The sequence below is a fragment of the Thioclava sp. F42-5 genome (assembly GCF_002213195.1).
Taxonomy (GTDB): domain Bacteria; phylum Pseudomonadota; class Alphaproteobacteria; order Rhodobacterales; family Rhodobacteraceae; genus Thioclava; species Thioclava nitratireducens.
Map to the genome: position 1 here is coordinate 134,826 of NZ_NBNZ01000003.1, position 22,616 is coordinate 157,441.

Below are 22,616 nucleotides of genomic sequence, written 5' to 3' on the forward strand. Positions count from 1 at the left end.
TGAACTGGCAGCACGCTATAGCTCGAGTCGGGTCAAGAACTGGCCATGGAGGGGCGCGATGCGCGACAAGACGATCCTGATCGATCTCAGCACGAGCTATCAGTTCCGCCATTGGCGCCCCATGGGCATCCTTCGGGTGGAACATGAGGTCTGGCGGGCGTTTGCCGCGCACTTCGGCGTGCGGACGGTGCCAGTGATCTATGACGAGGCGCGTGGCGGGTTCTATCGCATCCCTCAGGCGATCTTCGAAGAGGTCATCTTTCGCAACGGTTTTCAGCCGGAGGCACCTGCGCGCGCCCTCACCGCGCCGCGCCGCTGGCGGTCATGGGCGCGGATCGGGCGGTTTGTCTGGCGAGTCTCGCGCAGATTGCGGGCGGTCGGACGCGACTCGGGACAGGGCGCAAGACCAAGCGAAGCTGCACTTCGTGCGCGGCGTGAGAGCGCCGCGGCGGAGGAATTGCTGCGGCTGAGCGGTGACGAATATGCCCAGATGCGCCGCTGGCTCGTACGGCTCGAGCGGATCGCTCCGCCTATCGCGCCGCGCATCCGCGCGCTCGATGCGCTCAATCACCGGGCGAATTACGGGCTCATCGATACGGTCCATGACGAGATTTGCGCCGATCGAAACCGGATTTCGCCCGAGGAAGTGAGTGACTATGTCTCGGCCGGCGGATTCTGGGGCGACGCGCGCTACCGCGCGGCCTATGAGATGCGCCAGTCCCACGGCTGGCGGCTGAGCTACTACATTCATGACCTGATCCCGATCCTCTGGGGGCATGTCGCCGAACCCACGACGCGCAAGACTTTTCCGCCCGCGCTGCACTGGATGCTCTGGGGGGTGGATCGGATCTGGACGAATTCAGAGGTGACGCGGTGCGATCTGCTCGCCCACGCCGCCAGTTGCGGCTACCCCGAGTTGAACCCGACCCAAGTGCGTGTCGTTGCCCTCGGTGCCGATGCGGTGGCGCGAACCACGCCCGCCGACGATCTCTCGGGAATCTTCGCGCACCGAAGCCTGGAGCCCGGGCGTTACGTCCTCATGGTCGGCACGCAAGAGCCGCGCAAGAACCACGCATTCGCCTATCGCCTCTGGCGGGAGCTGTGTGCGCGGCACGGCGGCGATGTCTTGCCCTTGGTCTGGGTGGGGCAGCCCGGCTGGTCGATCGACCCGCTGCTCGCGATGGTGCGGGCCGATCCCGGCCTGCCGCATGGCGCGATCCGCATCCTCGACGATGTGGACGATGCCGAGTTGCAGGTGCTCTACGGCAACTGTCGCTTCACCATCTACCCCTCCCATTACGAAGGGTGGGGCCTGCCTGTCGTGGAATCGCTGCTGCATGGCAAACCCTGTCTCACGTCGGATGCGCCAGCGCTGATCGAAGCCGGGGGCGGGGCCTCCGAGGCGATCGGTCTGTTCGAGGGCGAGCGCTGGCTTGCGCGCACCGAGGCGCTGATGGTGGACGAGGCGGCCTATCGCGCGGCCCGCGCGCATGTGGAGCGGTTCAAGCCGCATAGATGGGCCGATTTTCGAGTGGCGTTGACCGAAGGTTTCGACGTGGACTCGTCGGAGAAATCTTCACGTCCCGCCTCATCCTACGCGCTTTCCGAAAACGCCACGACCTACCGGGAGGACGCCGCATGAAGATCGCCGCTTTCGGTCATTATCCGATCCACCGCCCGCTACATGGCGGTCAGCGCCGGGTCGCAGCGATCGCGCGGCAGGCGCGGGCGGCGGGGCATATCTTTCGCTATGTCCCGATCTATTCGACGCGCGGCTATCCCGACGGCTCCCCGGACGAGCAACGTACGGCGGTGCCGATGGCGCTGCTGCCGCGTCTCCACGATCCGAAGCGCCGAGAGGATCTGCATATATCGGACACTCTCGCCGCTCATCCATTGATCCCCGGGCTGATCGGCGAGTTGCGCGACTTCGCACCCGACGCGGTGCAGTTCGAGCATCCATGGCTCTATCCGCTTTTCGCCGAAGCGCTGGAACGCGACCCCATCCTGCGCCGCGCCCGGCTCATCTATTCCGCCCATAATGTCGAGGCGGCGCTGATCGACCCGCATTGGCGCGCGCAGGCGGAAGCGCTCGAAGCGGCGCTCGTCGCGGCGGCCGATCTGGTCATCGCGGTCTGCGAGGCCGATGCACGGCACTTCGCGTGCCAGCCGGGCGCGCCGGCAATCGTCGTGGCTCCGAACGGCTGCTGGGCGCCCGATCCCGAGGCGCGTCCACCCGCACCGTTGGATGGGGCTTACGCACTCGTTGCGGGCTCAGCGCATCCGCCGAACGCCACGGGCTATTGGGCGTCTTTTGGCGAAATTCCGGGGTTCCTTCCGCCTCGTAGCCGCCTCGCCGTCGCGGGGGCGATGACCCACCTTATTACCACCGACGCCCGCTATGAACGTTACGCGCAGATGAACGCGGAATTCGTCGCGCCCCTGGGCGTGGTGGCGGAAGAAACCTTGAGTGGTCTTCTGCATCACGCCTGCGCCATCTGCCTGCCGATCACCGAGGGAGGCGGCACCAATCTCAAGACCGCGGAGGCGCTTTTGTCCTGCAAGCCCGTCGTCGCGATGCGCCCGGCGATGCGCGGGTTCGAGGATGCGGAGGGGCTGAGCGGCGTTCATGTCGCGGACGATCCTGTGCAGTTTCGTCGCTTGTTGCGCGATGCCATGACGGGGGCGATCGGCTCGCAGCGCCGCCCCGAAGACGTGGCGCAATATGGCTGGCCCGCGCAGCTCGCGCCTCTGATGTCCGGCTATGAAAGTCTCGCCGCATGACGGGTTTATCCCTGCAGCCCGTCGCCTTTGCCGATCCGGAACTGGCCGCGCAAATGCGCGCCACGCCTGACGCGATCGACACGTTGTTTCAGGCCTATCTCGGGCGGCCTGCGAAAGCGCGGGCGCAGGCCGCGTTGAAAGAGCGGCGCGCGAGCGTGGCCGATGTCGAGCGGGAGCTGCGCGGGTCGGAGGAATATCGACGCAAGGCCCGGCTTCTGCGCGATCAGGATCGTAGCCAGTACGATGGCGCGATGCTCTACATTGCGCCGGCGCGGGTGGTGTTCTGCCCGATCGCGAAGGTCGCCAATACCTCGGTCAAGGATTGGGCTCTGCGGTTGGTGGGCGATGGACGAGCCGAGCCGGGCATGTCGCATTACTGGCTCGATTCCGGGCAGAGCCGGATGCAGGCACGCCACTGGGCCTTCGCCGCACGCGCCCGCGTTGATCACGCGCCGGATTGGGTCTCGGTCGCGCTTCTGCGCGATCCCGTCGATCGGCTCGTCAGCTGCTATTGCGACAAGTTCGGGCGCAATCGTATGCAAGACTCGGTGCTCCATCATACCCGGTCGGTCTATGCGTTCTTCGCGGGGGGAGACGCGCCGGACCGGGAGATGGTCGAGCGCGGGCTGAGCTTTCGCCAATTCTGTTTCTACATCAACGCCACTGCGCGCGAGGTGCAGGACAGCCACTGGGCGGCACAGTGGAGCTACCTGCAAAATCGCCGCTGGGACAGGCTCTTCGCGCTGGAAAAGATCGAGAGTTTCGAGGCCTTCCTGCGTGAGCGCCTGCCGGAGGACCTGCGCGAGATCCGGCTCGGGCTGACCAATGCGGCGCAAAAGACACGCGGGACGCTGGCGCGCGATCTCTCCGATGCCCTGCCGGGGGACTGGATGGGGGCGCGCACCCCACCTTACGAGGCGTTCCTGACGGACGATATTCGCGGCTTCATAGGGGATTACTATGCGCTCGATGCGCGGCTGCATGCGCAGGCGCTGGCCGAGAGCTAGCTTGGCCGGATAGGCGCCTCAGTCGCCTTCGGCCGGGATGCCCAGAAGCGTGATCGCGACCCCAAGCGCAGCAAGTGCCCAGAACGCGTGGCGCTTCGTCCCTTCGGTTTGCAGTGCGGCCAGCACTGCTTGCAGCGCGTAATAGCCCGCGAAGGCGCGCGAGGCGTAGGAGATGATCTGGAACAGGTCGGTCGTCCAGGTCAGCACGATGCCCGCGCCGATCAACACCGGGTAGGCCGCCTTTTGCGGGATCTTCCCACGCGAGAATTCCGCGATCAGACCGCCCGCGCCACCGGTATCGGCCACGGCAGCGGAGAACTGCGCGGCCAGCGCCGCGGCTACCAGCATGGCCGGCAGGATCGGGGCGACGACGCGCATCATGTCGATGATCGCGGTCTCGGTCAGGTTATGGGCGTTGGGCGTGAAGATGTAAGCCAGCAGCGCGATATAGACCATGTAGATCGCGGTCGCGAGCATCTGCGCCCATTTCATCGCAGCGACCCGGGTGTCGGCATCGTAGCTCTTGCCCAGATAGCGCGCGGTCTCGAACCCCTGCACGGTCACGATCAGGCCGAAGAGCAGCCGTAAAGAGTCCCACGGCCCCAGCGTCGGCGCATCGACCACAAGATCGCCCGCGACGGCGACCTTGCCGAAATAGACCGCAAGGCCGAGGATCAGTCCGGCGATGATCGCGAGCTTGAGTGCGACCGAGGCATATTCCATCTGCTCTAGCCGTTTGAACCCGCCCGAGAATCCGGCGATCGCGACGATGGCGAGCATCGTCGTCGTCACCGCGCGCGCCGCGAAAGCCGTGTTCCACGGCGTAAGCGAAACCGCGAAGGCCCCGAACAGGTTGAGGTAATAGGCGACCGAGATGACATAGGCGAAGGCGAGTGCGAGCTGTGCCACCTCTTCGATGCGCTTGACGGCGCGGGTGTCGGGCACGTCCTCGGCGCGGATATTGGCGCGCACGGCCGCGCCGAACAGCCATCCCAAGCCACACAAGGCCGCCATCGCAAGCGGCGCGAAACTGCCGTAGCGCACCTCTAGGATCGGCCCCAGCACCAGGAAGCCCGAGCCGATGATCGAGGCCAGCGGCGTCACCATGGCGCGCCAGCGCGGCAGGTCGCGTAGCTGCGGCAGGAACATCGCGGCAAGGACGATCAGGGCGAGAATGAGAATGGCTGCGTCGAGGATCATGGTCGGTCTCAAATGGTCGGTTGCACGCAGCTAGCACGAGGGGGGCAATTAGAAAGGGCCGCGTCAGACGCGGCCCTCGGGTTGTGACGTATTCGGCGCAGTGATCAGAAGCCAGCCTTGATCTTCTCGAACTCGGCCAGTTGCTTTTCACGCAGCTCCGGCGAGTTCGGCGTCTGTGCGAGGACAGGCGCGTTGATCTCGGTCAGGCCTGCCGTTTCCAGCTGCTCCGGCGGGATCAGTTTCATCGCCTCGGTGTTCGTGTGACCGTAGCCGATCTCGTCGACGAGAACCGGGCCCGCCTCCGGGCGCAGCCATGCGTTCATGAAATCGTAAAGCTTTTCTTCCGAGCCGGGACCGTCCTTGAGGTTCACGAAGCCGCAGAACCAGGTCGACGAGCCCTCTTTCGCCTCGCGCTGGAAGGCGACCGGATAATTGTCGTCCTGCAGATAGGCGACGCCGTCATTCCACGACCACGCGACCAGAACCTCGCCCGAGGCCATCAACTGCGCCTGCTGCGAGGGGTCGGTCCAGTAAGATTGCACGTTCTTGTTGGCTTCGCGCAGCCAGTCGGCGGCGGCCTGGAACTGCTCGTCGGTGACATTGGTCCAGTCGGTCACGCCGGTCGCGAGATAGGCCAGCGCCCAGACGTCGTCCGAGCTGTCGGGCAGCGAGGTGCGGCCCGCATATTTCGGGTTCACGAAGACATCGAGGCTGGCCACGTCCTCGGCCGGGACTTTGTCGGGATTGTAGGCGATTGCGGTCGCGCCCCAATCGGTCGGCAGGTACCAGACGTTCTTGTCGTCATCGACGAAAATCTTCGAGTTCAGGTATTTGGGGTCGATATTCTTGAACTCCGGGATCTTGGAGACATCCCAGGGCTCGATCAGCCCGGCGTCCTTGTATTTCGAGATCATCTGCGAACAGGGATGGGCGGCATCTGCTTTGAAGCCGGAGGCGAGTTTCTGATAGGCTTCGTCGTCATCGCCGTAGAAGGCGTAAGTCGGGCTGTCGCCGTATTTGTCGATATAGGGCTGGAACAGGCCCGGAATTTCGAAGCCGGCCCAATCGAAGATAGTCAGGTCCGGATCGGCGGCCCGCGCGGGCGCGCTCAGTGCGGCCACGGCGATCCCCGCCATAAGGAGAGCAGAAGTCTTCATTGTATCTTCCCTGTTTTGTGTTCGTTTTGTGAAAACGCTAGAGCGGCTTTTTCGCCCTCGCAAGAGGCATTTGCACGGCCGTTAGGCAGGAGCGCCGGGTTTGACGGTGCGGCGCTATGGTCAAGCGGGGCGGATGCGGAAAATTTGGGCGCGACTGAACCGGATCGGGCGCGGCGCGTAGGGAGAGGGAGGCAAAGGAGACGAGCATGAGTGACACCCCCGTCCTGTTATGGCTGCGGCGCGACTTCCGATTCCACGATCATGAGGCGATGGCGGCGGCCGCGACGACCGGTGCCCCGGTGATCCCGGTCTTCATCCATGACGACCAGGTCGAAGCCTTGGGGGCGGCGGCGAAATGGCGGCTCGGTCTTGCGGTGGAGGCATTTGCGGAAAGCCTCTCGGAGAAAGACTCGAAGCTGATCCTGCGCAAGGGCGCGCCGCTTACGGTGCTCCGTGCGCTGATCGAGGAGACGGGGGCGGGCGCGGTCTATTGGTCGCGCCGCTACGACAAGCCGGGTCGCGACACCGATACGGAGGTGAAATCCGCGCTCTCCGACGACGGGATCGAGGCAAAAAGCTTCACCGGGCATCTGCTGTTCGAACCGTGGACGGTGGAGACCAAGACCGGCGGCCCCTATAAGGTTTACACGCCCTTTTGGAACGCGGTGAAGGGCACGGATGTCGCGCCGGAAGTTAAGACAGTGTCTGAACTTCGCCCGCCAAGTGATTGGCCAAGAAGCGAAAAGCTGGAGGACTGGAAGATGGGAGCGGCGATGCGGCGCGGTGCGGCCATCGTTGCGAAACATGTCAATGTCGGCGAGCGCGCCGCGCAGTCGCGGCTGTCGAATTTCCTGCGCGATCGCCTCTCGGCCTACAAGACGCAGCGTGATGTGCCCGCTTCGGGCGGTACCTCGGGCCTGTCCGAAAACCTGACTTATGGCGAGATCTCCCCGCGTACGATCTGGCATGCCGGTTATCGCGAGATGGCCGAGGGCAACCCCGGTGCAGAGACCTTCCTGAAAGAGCTCGTCTGGCGCGAATTCGCCTGGCACCTGTTCTTTCACTGGCCCGACATGGCCGAGAGAAACTGGCGCGACGAGTGGAACGGCTTCGACTGGCGGCGCGACAATAACGACGCCGAGGCGTGGCGGCGCGGTATGACCGGAGAGCCTTTCGTCGATGCGGCGATGCGCGAGATGTATGTCACCGGCACGATGCATAATCGCGCCCGGATGATCGTGGCCTCTTATCTCAGCAAGCACCTGATGACCGATTGGCGGGTGGGCTTGCGCTGGTTCGAGGACTGCCTGATCGACTGGGACCCGGCAAGCAACGCGATGGGATGGCAATGGGTCGCAGGTCCGGGGCCCGACGCGACGCCCTATTTCCGCGTGTTCAATCCGGAGACGCAGCTGGATAAATTCGATAGGGACGGGCGCTACCGGAAGGATTTCATCGCCGAGGGGCAGGCCAATCCGCCTGAGATGGCGACGGATTATTTCGAAGCGATCCCAGAGAGTTGGGCGCTAACGCCGGATCAGGACTATCCCGATCGACTGATCGATCTCAAGGAAGGGCGGGAGCGCGCCTTGGCCGCGTATGAGCAGCACAAAGGCTAGGCTGTAGCGCTGGTTCGCGGGCTTAGATCAAGGCGTCAGGCGTAGCCTTGATCCGGGTCTCGCGGCCCATGAAATCCAACAGCAGCCAGACCCGTCTCTCGGCATCGACCCTTTCGACCGTCGCCACAAAATCCGCGAACGGCCCGGTCGCCAGCGTGACCGCATCGCCGGGCGCGTAATCCGGCAGCGGCTGAACTTGATCTTGAGTATCGCAGCGCGCGCGCAGCGCCTTGATCATCGCGTCGGGCACCGGCGTCGGGCGACCTGCAAGCGCCACGAGCCGCGTTATCCCCTGCGTCCCGTTCACCGCGCCGAGATGCGCCGAGCCAGGTGTCTCGCGCAGGAAAAGATAGCCTGGAAAGAGCGGCGCGCTGCGGGTCACAAATTTGCCCGACTGGCGGCGCGTCGTCTCGATCATCGGCAGGAAAACCTCGAACTTCTGGCGCGCCAGATTGCGCCGGGCGATGGCGGCGCTGTTGGGCTTGAACTGCGCCACATGCCACGCGCGGGCCGGGCTCTGATCGGTCATGGCTTGGGTCTTTTGTCCAACCGGGGTGTGCTTTGCTGACTGATGGATAGGGCCTGACAAGTCAATCTGACAAGGCGAATTCGTGCGTAAAGATGCGCGCCAAAGTGGTTCCGAGCGTCGTTAACGTAACGTTAGGAATGACCGTGCAAAGCTCCGACATGGCAGGACAAACCTGCCGAGATGGGGAGGATGCACATGATCACTCCGGTTCTTCTAGCGGGCGGGTCGGGAACGCGTCTGTGGCCGCTGTCCCGGCGCAGCTATCCGAAGCAATTCGCCGAACTGACAGGGCCGGTAACACTGTTTCAAGCGACGGCAGAGCGGTTGTCGGGCGCGGGTTTCGCGCCGCCGCTGGTGCTCACACAATCCGACTTCCGCTTCATCGCGACCGAGCAGCTTGCCGCGGTCGGCATTGATCCCGGCGCGGTGATGCTGGAGCCCGAGGGGCGCAACACCGCCCCCGCCATTCTCGCCGCGGCGCTCTTGCTCCGACGCGAGGCAGGGGAGGAGGCGCTGATGCTGGTCGCGCCCTCGGATCATGTCATCGCCGATGCGCAGGCGTTTCAGGAGGCGATCGCAGGCGCGGAGCTGGCGGCGCGGGGAGGGCGGTTGGTGACCTTTGGCATTACCCCCGACCGGGCCGAGACGGGATATGGATATCTCGAACCTTCTCAGGAGTCAGGCGTCGGCGGCCCCGTGCCCCTGGTCCGGTTCATCGAAAAGCCCGATCTCGTACGGGCGCGCGCCCTCTATGAAAGCGGCGATTACCTATGGAATTCTGGCCTCTTTCTGTTTTCCTCGGGCGCGATCCTCGAGGCCGCGCGAACCCACGCGCCGAGCCTCCTCGCGCGCGTCGAGGCGGCATTCGCTGCCGCGCGCGCCGATCTGGGTTTTCTCCGACTCGACCCGGATACCTGGGGGGATGCGCCCGACATCTCGATCGATTACGCGATCATGGAACGCGCGGGCTGCGTCTCCGTGATGCCGGTGCAGGCGGGCTGGTCGGATCTGGGCGACTGGGAGGCGGTGCGCCGCGCGGCCCCGGCTGCGCGTTCCGACGGGGTCGCGCTGTCGGGCGCTGCCACCGCGATCGATTGCCGCGACAGCCTGCTGCGCTCGGAAGACCCGCGGCTACAGATGGTCGGGATCGGGCTCGAGGACGTGATCGCGGTGGCGATGCCCGACGCGGTCCTCGTCGCGCATCGCTCGCGCGCGCAGGATGTGAAAGCGGCGGTTAACGCGCTCAAGGCCCGCGACGCTGCGCAGGCGACAGACTTCCCGCGCGATCACCGACCCTGGGGCGGGTTCGAGAGCCTCGTCACCGGAGATCGGTTCCAGGTGAAGCGGATCACGGTGAAGCCCGGCGCGGCGCTCAGTCTGCAAAGTCACCACCACCGGGCCGAGCATTGGATCGTCGTTCAGGGCACCGCCCTCGTGACGCTGGGCAAGGAAGCGCGCCTCGTGACGGAAAACGAATCCGTCTACATTCCGATCGGCGAGACGCACCGGCTCGAAAACCCCGGAATGATGCCGATGGTTCTGATCGAAGTGCAGACGGGGGCCTATCTCGGGGAAGATGACATCATCCGCTACGAAGATGTCTACATGCGCGCAGTGGGCGAATAGCACGTGCTCGGCGGCGGGTCGCCGCCCGGCAGTGCAAATCGGTGACAATTCCTTGGAAAAGCAGCAATTCGCGTTTCAGAGGAGTGCGACTCTCTGCTAGGTCTCCAATTGATTGTGACCGAGGCGGATTTTCCTGACATGTTGGCGCGCCCCTACCGCTCCCGTTTTCTCTTCTTTGCTATGGCGAGCAGTGCGCTCGCGGGTCTCGGCTTCGGCCCCGCCTGCGCGCAATCGGCCGACAGGGCCTGGGGCTATAACAGCTATGGCATCCCGGGGCTGATCGACATGCCCGTCGCGGGCAGTCGCGAGGATGCGGAGCTTGGCTTCAATGTCTTCGCCTTCGCCGGACAGACGCGCGTCTCGGCCGCGTTCCAGATCACGCCGCGCCTGTCGGCTGGCTTCCGATATTCGACGATCAAGAACTACATGGGCGGCGGTACGCTCTACGATCGCAGCTTCTCGATCCAGTATCGGTTCCTCGACGAGGGGCGCTTCTGGCCTGCGATGGCGTTCGGCATCAACGACATGACCGGCACCGGGGTCTATTCCGGGGAATATGTCGTGGCGACCAAGTCGATCTCGCCGAAACTGCGCGCGACGGCGGGGATCGGTTGGGGGCGACTTGGGTCGAATAACGGCTTCGACAATCCGCTGGGCGTGCTGAGCGATCACTTCAAGACGCGCGGAGATCGCACCGGGGCGCAGGGCGGGACGTTCCAGCCGCAGCAATGGTTTACCGGGGATGCGGCACTGTTTGCGGGTGTCGAATGGCAGGCGACGGACAGGCTGCGGCTGATGGCGGAATATTCCTCCGACGCCTATACGCGCGAGGACGGTCCGACCTTCGATCGCAAATCCCCGGTCAACATCGCCGCGCAATACAAGATCAACGATCAGGCCTCGATCACGGCGGGCTATCTCTACGGAACCGATTTCAGCGTGCAATTGAGCTACGCGCTGAACCCCAAGCACAACGCGCATCCGAGCGGGCTGAAAGATGCACCGCCGCCGGTCGTACCGCGCGCGGGCGTCGAGGCGGCGCAAAGCTGGACGAACGATCCGGCCTATCTGACGGCGAAGCTGCGCCCGGCTTTGGCGCAACAGGGACTGGTGCTGGAAGGTGCGAAGCTCAGCGGCTCCACCCTTGCGATCCAGATTCGCAACGACCGATACAACGCGCCGCCCGAAGCGCTCGGGCGCGCCGCGCGGGTGCTGAGCGCGCAGGCCCCTGCTATGGTCGATCGGTTCGCGATCACCCTGTCGGAAAATTCGCAGCCCGTCTCGACCACGACAATCCGTCGCGACGACCTCGAGGCCTATGAATTCCACCCCGTCGGCGGCGAACTGATGCGCGCCCATGCACAGATTGACGGCGCGCCCCCTCGGCTGCCGGTCGCGCCCGGCACCTACCCGCGCTTTTCCTGGGGTGTCGGCCCTTATTTGCTTCCGGGCCTGTTCGACCCGGACGATCCGTTGCGCGCCGATCTGGGTGTAAGCGTGCAGGCACAATACGAGATCGCGCCAGGTCTGTTGCTGTCGGGGCGCGTGAACCAGAAGGTGATCGGCAATCTCGATCAGGCGAACCGGCCGTCGGATTCGGTGCTACCGCATGTGCGCTCGGATGCGTGGCTCTATTACAAGGGGTCGGGTCCGACGATTCCGGAACTGACGGGGGCCTATTTCTTCCGTCCGGGACGCGATCTCTTCGGGCGTGTGACCGCCGGCTATCTGGAGCCGATGTTCGCGGGTGTCTCGACCGAGCTTCTCTGGGCGCCGGAACACAGCCGCCTTGCTTTGGGGGCCGAGCTTAACCGGGTACGCCAGCGCGGCTACGACCAGCGCTTCGATCTGCGCGACTACGAGGTCACGACGGGCCATCTATCCGCTTATTATCAGTTCACCGACCAGTTCTATACGCAGCTCGATGTCGGCCGTTACCTCGCCGGCGACTGGGGCGCGACGCTGAGCTTCTCGCGCGTTTTCGACAATGGCTGGAAAGTCGGGGTCTATGCGACGAGGACCGATGTGTCCTCGGAAGATTTCGGCGAGGGCTCGTTCGACAAGGGCTTCATGATCACCATCCCGCTGCACTGGGCGACCGGGCAGCCGACGAAGCAGCGCTATTCGACGGTGATCCAGCCGATCGTGCGCGACGGCGGGGCGCGGTTGGGTGTGGCCAACAGGCTTTACGGGATGGTGCGCGAAGATCAGCCCGCCTCCTTCGACGGAAATTGGGAGCGGTTCTGGCGATGAGATCACTTGTTTTCGGCGCGGCGCTGCTGGCGGTCGCGGGCTGTGCGCAATTCGACAAACTGGGCAACACGATGACGCTTCCGGGCGGAGGGGCTGTGGGGCAGGGCGCGCCCGTGCGATCCGCAACGAATGGCGAAGGTGTGGGCGTGAAGGTGGTGACGCGAGCAGTTCCGAAGCGCGGGCTCGAAGTTGTCATTCCGTCGCGCGACGCGAATGCGACCCTGTCTCTGGCCGGGCGGAATGGCACCGTCGAGACTTGGCGGTCCGGAGACGATATCACCGTGTCGGTCGATCGGGGCGTGGTGGTCGCGACCCGCGGCTTGGGCGACGATCTGATGGCGGCGGATTCGGGGCCGACGCTCGCCGCCCTTCGCAGCGCCAAGATGGACGCCTATCGCCGGACCTACCGCTTCCTTACGGCGGACAATCATGCGGACTATGTGTTGCTCGGCTGCAAGATGACTGCGGCTGGAAACGAAACCCTCGCAGGGCTAAAATTGTCGCGCCACGAAGAACAATGTCGCAATCCGAAGATGGCCATAACCAATATTTACTGGACCGATAAAACGGGACGGATCCAGGCCGGGCGGCAATGGGTTTCCCCAACTGTGGGGCAGATCGCGATCGGCGTGCTCGACTAAACTGAATGGGCCTTGGGTATCAAATAACCCTATGGTTCACCAAAAGATTAATGTAAGATAATAATGTCTTACCTATCCCAACCTGATCGGAGGTTTCGATGACGAAGTTCTTTACGGGTGCCGTTGTAGTGGCAGCCACTCTTGCTGGTGCCCTTCCGGGTGCGGCCCAGAACCTGCAAGCGCCGGCCAATCTTAGCCACGACGCGCTCGTTGCCTGGGCAAAAGCGAATAATGTTTGCGACACAGCTGTGGTCGACGCTGTGTACAATAATAAAGGTGAGGCCGTGGTATCCTGCACGGCGGCGGCGAATAGCAACCTCGGCGGTGCGACCCCGGTCGTTGCGGTGATCGTTGGCGTCGGCCTCGCGGCAGCTGCTATGGGCAGCGGCGGCACTAACGGGACCAACGGAACCAACGGCACCAACTGATCCGCGCGATCCGCGATCTTTCGAAAGGCCTCGCTTGAAGCGGGGCCTTTTTGATTCCGCCTAACCACAGAGGAACGCTGCAAAACTATCCAAATCGACAGTGCTCCAGGCCTTACAAATGCGCACTGATTCGCTCGAGTTATGATATGACAATCATAAGACGGGTGTTTGAGTGTTGGGGTAGGAGCCGATGTTGACAGGACTCGCGATTTTTCCTCTCGCGGCCTTGGTGTGGATGATGCTCTGGGAGAGCATTGCACCTGTGCAGGATGAAGCGCCGTATCGCGAGGTGGCCAATTAGGGAATCGCTTGGGCCGATCTGGGCCCGGGCAAGGTGGTGACGAGCGCCGATCCGCGCAGGATAGGTAAGACTCGACGCGCCGGTCGGCACTCGGCTCCACCGCTTGGAATACGCCGGGCTAAGACGCGCGGATTCCAAGGTGATGCGCGTGAGCTCTCGCGTTACATATCGATCCGTGCGCGGCGCGCGGTCGCCATTGCACGACGAAGCTTGCTGCCAAGCGCGACGCGACGATAGATCAGCATGTAGCAGACAAAAACCACGCCGACCCCCGCGCCGAGGGATGCGGGTGAAGTCGCGCTGATCACGGTGATGGAGCACGCGATCAGGCTCAGTGACCAGAGAACGACCGAGGTGATCGGATTGCGCATCTCCGGATGTCCGAGCGCTTCGGCAATTCGTTTCGCACGGCTGCGATAGACGAGGCTGTGCAGGTGCAGCCGATCCGCCGCGCCGGGATGGGTTCCGTCGCGCTTCAGCCTGCGGCGAATCGAGACGACCGTCTCGATCCACGGATAGGCGAGCGCGAGCACGGCGATCAGCGGTGAAATCTCGGGATTGCGGGCGGGCAAGACGATGCCGATCACGGCGAGTACGAACCCTGTCGCATAGGCCCCGGCGTCACCGTAAAACAGCTTTCCGGCCGGAAAATTCATCACGAAGAATCCCGCGATCGAGCCGATCATCAGCAGGCAGATCGCCAAGATCGGCCCGTCATTGGTCTGCTCGGCGATAACCGCGAAAGCAGAAAAGACGATGATCGCGCTGCCGGAGGCGAGCCCGTTCACCCCGTCGATGATGTTGAGCGAATTGGCGATCCCGCCGATAGCGATGGCGCTGAGTGCGATCCCGAACGCCGGGTAGCGCAGCAGGTAATCGAGCCCGGGGATATCCGCGCGTTCAATGTGGTAGCCGGACACGAGGCAAAAAATCAGCCCCGCACATACGGTGGCGAGCAGGCGCCACTTGGCGGAGACTTTCTTGGTGATGTCCTCGATCGCCCCGGAGCCGAATGCAGGGCTCGCGCAGAGGCAGATCGTCCACCAAAGCGCCTGTGTCTGCGCATCCAAAGTCAGACCCGCAACCAACGCACCTGACAGAAGGGCAAAGCCGCCGATCCGCGGGGTCGGGGCCGCGTGGATTTTCTGGATGCCGTGATCGCCGTCGAGCGTGAGCTTGCCATGAAAACTCTTTGTTGCAACGATGAGGGCCGCCATCAGGAACGATGCCAGGAAAGCCGTCACAACATATTCAAGGCCAATCATACACTGCCCTCTTGCATGAAAAAAATATTATCGCGGCGGCAGATGTTAATATTCCGCTAACGCGTCATCGTAAAAAATATCGATAATCGTACGGATACTCTTGCTCGACAGGGATACTTAACTTTTTTCCGGAGGGTCAACGGCTTTTGACTCGCGTTAGGCGAAAAACGTCAGAAAACTTCACTCACCTGTTCGCGACCAATGCGTTCGCGACCAATGAGGATGAGCTCCTGTCGCGCATATGCTCACACGATCGGGGCGGAGTTCACGCGGTTCCAGCGGGTGGGAGGCTCGCCGTCAGGTTGAGTGATTTGAGCCAGAATCGCGCCTCGACGCGATTGGACGGTTGAAAACGGCGACAGCTTGTCTATTCAGAGGCGCTAGACGAAACCCGGTCCCGACCGCATGGCCGGAACGGATCAGAAGCTTGGATTAAGAGGCTCAGGAGGGCACGATGGGGGCAGTGACGAGGATTTTTGTGGCGCTCTGCGCGTCGCTCTTTTTGGCCTCCTGCGACACGTCGACCACCAATTTCCCGGTAAATACCCGTAACGTCAGTTCCGTCGAGGATCCGGCAGCGGGCGATGTCGCGATTGTGCGGCTGAGCCTCGCCAACGTCTCCACCTTCGGCGCGCCCTCCGATCTGAGCGGCGGGCGCACGACCCTGCCTTCGAACGGCTATTGGAACTACCGCATCGGGCCGGGCGATCTGCTCGATATCGTCGTCTACGAACATCCCGAACTGACCTCGCCCGCAGGCTCGACCCGGACGCCCGCCGAGGGCGGTCTTCGCGTCAATTCGGACGGAAGTTTCTACTATCCCTACGTCGGCAACGTGCGCGCCGCGGGCCGGACGCCCGAACAGGTGCGTGCCGATCTCTCGCGCAAGCTGAAGGAGTTCATCCCCTCGCCGCAGGTTTCGGTGCGCGTGGTGGGCTACAACTCGCAGACCGTGTCGGTCACCGGCGAGGTCGGCAAGCCTGCGCGGATCCCGCTGACCTCCAAATCGCTCACGCTGCTCGATGCGATCAACGAGGCGGGTGGTCTGAACGATGCCGCCGATGCGCGTCGGGTTCTTGTGCGCCGCGGCGGGCGCAGCTACGCGGTGGACTTGCAGGCCTTCCTCAATCAGGGGATCGCCTCCAACAACCCGGTACTGCGCAATGGCGATGTCGTCTCGGTGCAGCGCGCGACGAAGCTGGAAGCCTATCTGCTGGGGCAGTTGGTGAAGCCCGGTCCGATCGACCTGACCAAGGACGACGTGAGCCTCACCGAAGCCGTCACCGCTGTCGGCGGATTGAACACCAATCAGGCCGATGCGCGCGGCGTCTTCGTGTTCCGTGACACGCCGAGCGGCGTGGTGGTGTTCCAGCTTGATACGTCGAGCGCAGCGGCCTTTGTCGTCGGCACGAAATTCTTCCTGCACCCGCAGGACGTCGTCTATGTCACGACCGCGCCGGTCGCGAAATGGAACCGTGTGGTCTCCAACATCCTGCCGACGCTGAGCACCGCTCGCGCGGCCTCCGCACTGGCGAACTGAGCGATGGCGAAAGTCGGATCCATCCTCGTCGTCTGCGTCGGAAATATCTGTCGCTCGCCTGTGGGCGAACGGCTTCTCGCTGCGGCACTGCCTGAGTGCAAGGTCACCTCTGCCGGAATCGGCGCGGTGGTCGGCGCGGGCGCGGACGAGACCATGAGCGAGGTCGCCGCGGAAAACGGACTGAGCCTCGACGGCCATGTCGCGCGCCAGTTCACCGCCGAGATCGGGGCCGAGCACGAGCTGATCCTCGTGATGGAGGCTGGCCACAAGCGCGAGATAACGCGCCGCGCGCCGCAACTGGGCGGGCGGGTGATGCTGTTCGATCAATGGATGGGCAGCAAGGGGATCGCCGACCCGTACCGCGAGCCGATCGAGGCTCATCGCAAGGCATTTACCGAGATTTCCGCCGCGAGCGAGGCGTGGGTCTCGCGCCTCGCGCCGAAACGGTGAGCGGCGTAACTGGCGGCGCGCGTGGGTTTGGATAAGCATTTGAGAAATTGAGCGGGACAGATGAAGCAAATTTCCGAGATAACCCAGAGACATGCTGCGCAGCCCGAGGTCGAGGATGACGAAATCGACCTGATGGCGCTTGCCGGCGCGCTTTTGGGGGGCTGGAAATGGATCGCGCTGGCCTTTGCCCTGGCTGTGATCCTCGGCGCTTTCGTCGCGCTGCGCAAACCGGTGGTCTACGAGGCGAACGGCCTGTTGCAGCTCGAGCAGTCGCAAAACGGTCTGTCGGCGCTTCCGGAGTCGATGCAGACGCTTCTCGGCAGCGATGTTGGCGGCAAATCGCAGGCCGAGACCCAGATCGCGATCATGTCGTCGCGGCTGGTGCTGGGCGATGCGGCGAACAAGCTCGACCTGCAGAACTTCGTCATTCCGCGCCGGCTGCCGCTTATCGGCATGCTTCCCGCGAACCTGCACTTGCCCGATCCGGGCCTGTTCACCCAATACCAGTGGAACGCAGAGACGGTTCAGATCGGTAAGCTGAAAGTGCCCGCTCAATGGCAGGGAGAGCCGATGACGCTGACCGTGACCGGCGCCGACAGCTATCGCGTCACGCTGCTCGACGGCACCGAAGTCAGCGGTACGGTCGGCCACGAAGTTACCGCGCGCGATGGCGATTTCGCGCTTGCGCTATCCGAGATGGATGCCCCGGTCGGCCGCGAGTTCTACATCGGGCGCCGCTCTCTCAACGCGACGATTCAGGCGATGCGCGAAAACTTTTCGGTCTCCGAAAGCCCGCGCGGTTCGAACATCCTGCATACCGCGTATCAGGACACCGACCGCCAGCGCGCGGAAAAGATTCTCAACGCGATCGCGGCGTCTTTCGTGGACCAGAATATCGAGCGCAATTCGGCCTCCGCCGAGAACAGCCTCGAATTCATCCAGAAGCAATTGCCCGAGGCGCGCAAGAACGTGTCCGAGGCGGAGCAGGCGCTCAATGCCTATCGCCAGAAGCAGAAATCGGTCGACGTGAAATACGAGACCCAGGCCCTGTTGGAGCGCGTCACGAAGATCGAGGGGGAACTGTCCGCGCTCGATCTGAAAGAGGCCGAGCTGAAGAACCAGTACACGGTCAACCACCCCGCCTATCAGGCGCTGCTGCAAAACCGCAAGGAACTGCAAGCGCAGCTGGAACAGGCGAAGAAGGCGACCCAAGGTTTGCCCGAGACGCAGAAGGACATCTTCAATCTGCAGCGTAACCTCGAAGTGGCGCAGCAGGTCTACACCCAGCTTCTCAACCGATCGCAGGAATTGCAGGTCGTGCGCGCCTCGACTGTCGGTTCGGTGCGCGTGATCGACAAAGCCTATGCGAGCATCATCCCGGTCGCGCCGCGCAAATCTCGGATCGTCGCGCTGGCGGGGATACTGGGTCTCATCATCGGCGCAGCCTACGTTCTGATCCGTCGCGCGCTGCGTCACGGAATCAAGGGCGCCGAAGAGATCGAAGCGCTCGGTCTGCCAGTCTTCGCAACCGTTCCCTTCGCCAAGGAGGCGTCCGATCTACGTCACCGCAAGGGCGACCTGCCGATCTTCGCGCTTGAACATTCAGACGCCGTGACGACCGAAGCGCTGCGATCCCTGCGCACTTCGCTGCATTTCGGGCTACTGGATGCGCAGACCAACTCGATCCAGGTGACCTCGGCCGCGCCGGGGGTGGGCAAGACCTTCCTTTCGATCAACCTCGCCGTAGTCGCGGCGCAAGCGGGGCAGCGAGTTTGTCTGATCGATGCAGATATGCGCAAAGGCTATCTCGCGCGGTTCCTGCATCTGCCGAAGACGGTGGAGGGCCTTTCGGATTATCTCGGCCACGAGAAGGCGCTGGAAGAGGTGATGCGCGACGGGCCGGTCGAGGGGCTGAAGGTGATCACCTCGGGCCGCTACCCTCCGAACCCGTCGGAACTGCTGATGCGGGCCGAGTTCGGGACCATGCTTCGCCAGCTCGACAGCGAGTTCGATCTCATCATCGTCGATGCGCCGCCCGCGCTTGCGGTCACCGATCCGGTGGTGATCGGGCGCTCCGTAGGCGCGAGCATCGTGATCGCGCGCCATCTCGAGACGATGCAGGGCGCGGTGCGTGCCGTGCAGGCGAGCTTCGAGGCGGCGGGCACGTCGATCACGGGCGCGGTCCTCAACGGCTTCAAGGCCGAGGCGGCCGAGCGTTATGGCGGTCATTATCAATATCACTATAACTACCGCTACAGCTACAAATCCGACGATTGAGCAGGGCCATCCCGGTCCGTGACCGGGGCGGGAGGCGCGACTGCTGCGAAAGGCGCGACTGCTGCGAAAACTACTGGGCCGGGCGAAAATCTCGAAGCTCGGGATCACCACGCCCGAACCGCGAACAGGCCGCCATGGCATCCCCGGAAGCGGGTGCCGCATTTGTTGAAACCGATCGCCACGCGCGGTAGGGAAGGCGGTTGCTCGGAAGCGGCGCGATCAGGCATGGCGACGACGGGAGCAATGGAGCGGCCAAAACGTGGCCTCTCCTATCCCATCTTCCGCGGATTGTTTCGATCGCGCTTTGCGCCCGCTGGGAGGTCCCTTACATCCGCAGGCGGAAGTAGCTCATCTCGATATTGCTCTCCATGCCGGTATCGCAATGACCGAAGCGCGAGTTGGAGGTGCCGTCGATCTTGCCGCCAGAGACGATCGCGACTCCTTCGATCCCGTCTGCCTGCGCCGAGAAGCTTACATCCTTCATCGCGAGGATCTGACCGCCGTAGAAGGAAATTTTTGCCGCCGAAGAGACACCGCCCATCGTGATCAGCTTCGCGCCGCCATCGGGTGCGCAATTGTCGTCGCGCCCGATCCTCAGCCCCTGCGGCGCCGAGAAGCTGCGATCATCGGTCGAGGTGTTTGCGAAGATCGCATTTTCCAGCGCGACGCCGTTGCCGAATTTCACCGGGCAGTTCGCGATAACCGCGACCTCGGAGATCACGCTCGGGTCGGTCGTCACGGACCCGTCGACCTTGTTCGGGACCGAGATCGTCACGCTCGAATTGCAGTCGAGTATGTAGAGATTGCCGGGCGCGAAATCGGTGGTGTCGAGCTTCGTCCCGTTGAGGAAGGTCGGCGTCCGGTTCGTGATATAGGAGGGCAAATAGCCAGTGCCGTCGCGCATGGATTCGATGATCTTCGGAATGCGGTCGAGCACGCGCAGCTTGTAGAAGGAGGTGCGCAGCGCCTCTTGCAAGCCGTCGTTCTGCGTGAAGCCGGATGCGGGGATGTCGAGCTTGCTGGTGTCGGGCATCGACACGATCGCGCCACTCTCGAACATGTTGTTCTGGTTGAGCGACACGTATTGCGCCGCGTAGAGGCAGAAGCCCGACGCGAAGCTGTTGCCCGATTGCAGGTCGATGACACCTTTCGCGGCCAAGCCTTCGGTGAGGCAGGCGGGCTGGTATGCTTCGGCGACGGCGCCGGTATTGATCTGCCACCCGTCCTGACCGATCACCTTACCGAAGAAGGTGGGCGCTGCGTTCGCGCGGTCGGTGGTGCGATGCGCCATCACGCGCACCGCGGGGCTGAGATCGAGGTCGGGGGCGTAATCCGTAAGGAAGCGATTGTTGGTCGCGTCGTAATAGCCGAAGGTCACATCGTCTTTGGTGATGACCGAAGTCGCATCGTCGGAGCCGAGGTTGGAATGGGCCAGCTCGGCCGCGCGGGTCCTCGCCTCGTCTTTGGTGATCAGGGGGTCGGAAGCAAGATACATCGCACCGAGCGCGGCAGCATCCGTCGCATCCTGCATCTGCGCCCGCTCGCGATAGCCATTGGAGACGTCGAGCGCGAGACTGCCGACGGCGAGGAACAGGATCGTCCAGAACAGCGAAAGCTGAGTGATCATGCCATCTTCTTCAGCGGTGAAATCGGTAATCGTTACGCGGCTCATCTCAGGACTCCATGTAGCGGTAGTCGCGGACCGTGAGGTCCATGTTCAGAACTTTGGTGAAGAGGCCCGTCGCGACGAGTTCGGACATCGGAATCGTCACGCGGGTCTCGATGATCCCGTCGGTGACGCTCGTGTCGAGCGTGTAGGTGTTTTGGTCATAGGGAAGCAGCGCGCGCAGCCGCGCCATGGTGTCTTCGTCATTCTCGAACCGCCCGACCGAATAGGCGCGATCGACGTCTTGCACGATGCCGAGGATGCGGGACTGGGCGTTGAAAATGAGGGAAACGTCGACGGTTACCGCCAGCATTCCGACGAAAAGTGGCAACCAGAGCAGCGCCTCGATCGTCGTGGCGCCGTCTTCGGCCGACAGAAAACTCATTAATCGTTTCAAGGAGGGATACCCCGTGGCTGAAAACGTCCTTTTACATGTTCCTTAGGGAGAAAAAGGGAGTTGTCGCGGCGTAAATGTGGCAAAAAGTGGGTTACGATCAATAAATTAAGGTTTAACAGCAAGATTCTACGAGCGTGTGGCCCGGGAGCGGTCTTTGTCGCGTGGCATTGCGCCGCCCAGCCGGCGCGCCTAGAACCGGGCCAGATCACAGCCCGCCTCGGAGCCCGCCCATGACGCCAGCCGCGCGCTATGCCGCCGCCATCGATATTCTCGACCGCATCCAGTCGGGCGAGGTGGCCGAGCGCGCGCTGACCAACTGGGCGCGCAGTCACCGTTTCGCGGGTTCAAAGGATCGCGCGGCGATCCGCGATCACGTCTTTGACGTGCTGCGCTGCAAGGCAAGCGCAGCGCTTGCCGGCGGCGGGGCTGCGGGACGCGCGCTCGTCGCCGGGTCGCTGCGCCTGCAAGGCGTCGATCCCGCGACGATCTTCACCGGGGAGGGCTTTGCGCCTGACCCCTTGTCCGAAGCCGAGCGCGCCGCGCTGCCCCATGCCTTGCCCGACGATATTGCCCAGCTGGACTGGCCCGATTGGCTGCGTGATCAGCTCGCTTCCGATCTTGGTGCGGATTTCGGCGCCATCTCCGAGGCGATGCGCGCCCGCGCACCGGTTTTCCTCCGCGTCAATCTTGCCAAGACGGACCGCGAACGTGCGATCGCGGCGCTCGCGAAGGACGGGATCGAAGCCACGCCCCACCCGCTGGCCGCGACCGCGCTGGAACTCGGCGCGGGGGCGCGGCGCATTCAGCAGGCCGCGGCTTACAAGGACGGTCTGGTGGAGTTGCAGGACGCGGCCTCGCAAGCGGCGATCGCGTCGGTGCCGCTCGGGCCCGGGGAGCGTGTGCTCGATTATTGCGCGGGCGGTGGCGGCAAGTCGCTGGCGCTGGCGGCAGCCTGTCCGGAGGCGCTGATCGCAGCGCATGACATCGATGCGGGCCGGATGCGCGATTTGCCCGCGCGCGCGAAACGGGCCGGGGCGAAGGTGTCCCTGCGCGCGCCGGGGGATCCGGGGACGGGCTACGATCTGGTTCTGGTCGACGCGCCATGCTCGGGCTCGGGAACGTGGCGACGCACGCCGGATGCGAAATGGCGTCTGAGCGCCGCGCGGCTGTCGGAACTCGTCGCCTTGCAGAGCGAAATCCTCGACGCCGCGCGCGGCTTTGTCGCCCCCGGCGGCCGCCTCGTCTACATGACCTGCTCGCTGCTTACGGTCGAGAATGGCGCGCAAATCGCCAATTTCGCCATGCGCCACGGCTGCGAGGTGCTGTCGCAGCGCCAGATCACGCCGCTCTCGGGTGGCGACGGGTTTTTCGTGGCCCATCTCCAGCTTTGAGTTTCCCGAACGGGCGCTCGCTTTCTCACGGTCGCGTGATTGACTCGCGCGTTCGCTGAAAGTCTAGTCTCGTTAATTGGGTTTT

At 63.6% G+C, this 22,616-nt stretch carries 18 protein-coding genes; 12 read left to right on the plus strand and 6 right to left on the minus strand.

Annotated features, from left to right (window positions below; all coding sequences use genetic code 11):
* The first annotated feature begins 58 nt into the window (after positions 1-58).
* From B6V74_RS10195 to B6V74_RS10205, 3 genes are read left to right on the plus strand one after another with little or no spacing between them, the layout of a single operon-like run.
* A complete protein-coding gene (locus B6V74_RS10195) occupies positions 59-1,642 on the plus strand; it encodes a glycosyltransferase (protein ID WP_088722723.1) in 1,584 nt (527 codons plus the stop codon).
* Positions 1,639-2,784, plus strand: a complete 1,146-nt coding sequence (locus tag B6V74_RS10200; protein ID WP_168184212.1) for a glycosyltransferase — start codon at positions 1,639-1,641, stop codon at positions 2,782-2,784. The genes B6V74_RS10195 and B6V74_RS10200 overlap by 4 nt, the downstream gene beginning before the upstream one ends.
* Positions 2,781-3,791, plus strand: coding sequence for a sulfotransferase family 2 domain-containing protein (locus B6V74_RS10205; protein WP_088722725.1), 1,011 nt, complete (start codon positions 2,781-2,783; stop codon positions 3,789-3,791). Before B6V74_RS10200 ends, B6V74_RS10205 begins: the two co-directional genes overlap by 4 nt.
* An 18-nt stretch (positions 3,792-3,809) precedes the next feature.
* Here the strand turns inward: B6V74_RS10205 and B6V74_RS10210 are convergent, their stop codons facing one another.
* Entirely contained in the window at positions 3,810-4,991 is a 1,182-nt protein-coding gene (locus B6V74_RS10210; protein ID WP_240496893.1) for a hypothetical protein, read from the minus strand.
* A 104-nt stretch (positions 4,992-5,095) separates the two neighbouring features.
* Positions 5,096-6,148 carry an ABC transporter substrate-binding protein gene (locus B6V74_RS10215; protein ID WP_088722726.1) on the minus strand — a complete coding sequence of 351 codons (1,053 nt, stop codon included), beginning with the start codon at positions 6,146-6,148 and terminating at the stop codon, positions 5,096-5,098.
* A 206-nt stretch (positions 6,149-6,354) separates the two neighbouring features.
* Between B6V74_RS10215 and B6V74_RS10220 the strand changes: the two genes are divergently transcribed.
* Positions 6,355-7,767: a deoxyribodipyrimidine photo-lyase gene (locus tag B6V74_RS10220; protein ID WP_088722727.1), complete on the plus strand. Its 1,413-nt coding sequence runs from the start codon at positions 6,355-6,357 to the stop codon at positions 7,765-7,767.
* A gap of 22 nt (positions 7,768-7,789) precedes the next feature.
* On the opposite strand, the gene B6V74_RS10225 is transcribed toward B6V74_RS10220, so the two are convergent.
* On the minus strand, positions 7,790-8,296 hold the full coding sequence (locus B6V74_RS10225; RefSeq protein ID WP_088722728.1) for a transcription termination/antitermination NusG family protein: 507 nt from the start codon (positions 8,294-8,296) through the stop codon (positions 7,790-7,792).
* Between the two features lie 195 nt (positions 8,297-8,491).
* Here B6V74_RS10225 and B6V74_RS10230 point away from each other — a divergent pair, with 195 nt between their 5' ends.
* The 4 genes from B6V74_RS10230 (at position 8,492) to B6V74_RS10245 (ending at position 13,244) form a co-directional block, all read left to right on the plus strand.
* Complete coding sequence (locus tag B6V74_RS10230; RefSeq protein WP_088722729.1) at positions 8,492-9,922, plus strand: mannose-1-phosphate guanylyltransferase/mannose-6-phosphate isomerase; 1,431 nt, start codon at positions 8,492-8,494, stop codon at positions 9,920-9,922.
* 138 nt (positions 9,923-10,060) lie between these two features.
* On the plus strand, positions 10,061-12,175 hold the full coding sequence (locus tag B6V74_RS10235; RefSeq protein WP_088722730.1) for a YjbH domain-containing protein: 2,115 nt from the start codon (positions 10,061-10,063) through the stop codon (positions 12,173-12,175).
* A complete protein-coding gene (locus tag B6V74_RS10240) occupies positions 12,172-12,816 on the plus strand; it encodes a YjbF family lipoprotein (RefSeq protein ID WP_088722731.1) in 645 nt (214 codons plus the stop codon). Before B6V74_RS10235 ends, B6V74_RS10240 begins: the two co-directional genes overlap by 4 nt.
* A 98-nt stretch (positions 12,817-12,914) precedes the next feature.
* The gene (locus tag B6V74_RS10245) at positions 12,915-13,244 is read left to right on the plus strand and encodes a hypothetical protein (RefSeq protein WP_075776504.1); all 330 of its coding nucleotides are present in this window, start codon (positions 12,915-12,917) and stop codon (positions 13,242-13,244) included.
* A gap of 462 nt (positions 13,245-13,706) precedes the next feature.
* Here B6V74_RS10245 and B6V74_RS10250 read toward each other — a convergent pair whose 3' ends face one another.
* A complete protein-coding gene (locus B6V74_RS10250; RefSeq protein WP_088722732.1) occupies positions 13,707-14,810 on the minus strand; it encodes a glycosyltransferase in 1,104 nt (367 codons plus the stop codon).
* A 454-nt stretch (positions 14,811-15,264) separates the two neighbouring features.
* On the opposite strand from B6V74_RS10250, the gene B6V74_RS10255 reads away from it, so the two are divergent.
* Genes B6V74_RS10255 through B6V74_RS10265 form a run of 3 tightly spaced genes read left to right on the plus strand, consistent with a single transcriptional unit; the run spans position 15,265 to position 19,077 of the window.
* The gene (locus B6V74_RS10255) at positions 15,265-16,350 is read left to right on the plus strand and encodes a polysaccharide biosynthesis/export family protein (protein WP_088722733.1); all 1,086 of its coding nucleotides are present in this window, start codon (positions 15,265-15,267) and stop codon (positions 16,348-16,350) included.
* A gap of 3 nt (positions 16,351-16,353) precedes the next feature.
* Positions 16,354-16,800 (plus strand): low molecular weight protein-tyrosine-phosphatase, encoded by a 447-nt coding sequence (locus B6V74_RS10260; protein WP_075776501.1) that lies wholly within the window; start codon positions 16,354-16,356, stop codon positions 16,798-16,800.
* A 60-nt stretch (positions 16,801-16,860) separates the two neighbouring features.
* Positions 16,861-19,077, plus strand: coding sequence for a polysaccharide biosynthesis tyrosine autokinase (locus tag B6V74_RS10265; RefSeq protein WP_088718662.1), 2,217 nt, complete (start codon positions 16,861-16,863; stop codon positions 19,075-19,077).
* A 325-nt stretch (positions 19,078-19,402) separates the two neighbouring features.
* Here B6V74_RS10265 and B6V74_RS10270 read toward each other — a convergent pair whose 3' ends face one another.
* Both B6V74_RS10270 and B6V74_RS10275 read right to left on the minus strand, forming a co-directional pair.
* Positions 19,403-20,749 (minus strand): pilus assembly protein TadG-related protein, encoded by a 1,347-nt coding sequence (locus B6V74_RS10270; protein ID WP_088722734.1) that lies wholly within the window; start codon positions 20,747-20,749, stop codon positions 19,403-19,405.
* 1 nt (position 20,750) lies between these two features.
* Positions 20,751-21,128 carry a TadE family protein gene (locus tag B6V74_RS10275; protein ID WP_088722735.1) on the minus strand — a complete coding sequence of 126 codons (378 nt, stop codon included), beginning with the start codon at positions 21,126-21,128 and terminating at the stop codon, positions 20,751-20,753.
* Positions 21,129-21,370: 242 nt separating this feature from the next.
* On the opposite strand from B6V74_RS10275, the gene B6V74_RS10280 reads away from it, so the two are divergent.
* Complete coding sequence (locus tag B6V74_RS10280; protein ID WP_088722736.1) at positions 21,371-22,531, plus strand: RsmB/NOP family class I SAM-dependent RNA methyltransferase; 1,161 nt, start codon at positions 21,371-21,373, stop codon at positions 22,529-22,531.
* Positions 22,532-22,616: the final 85 nt, after the last annotated feature.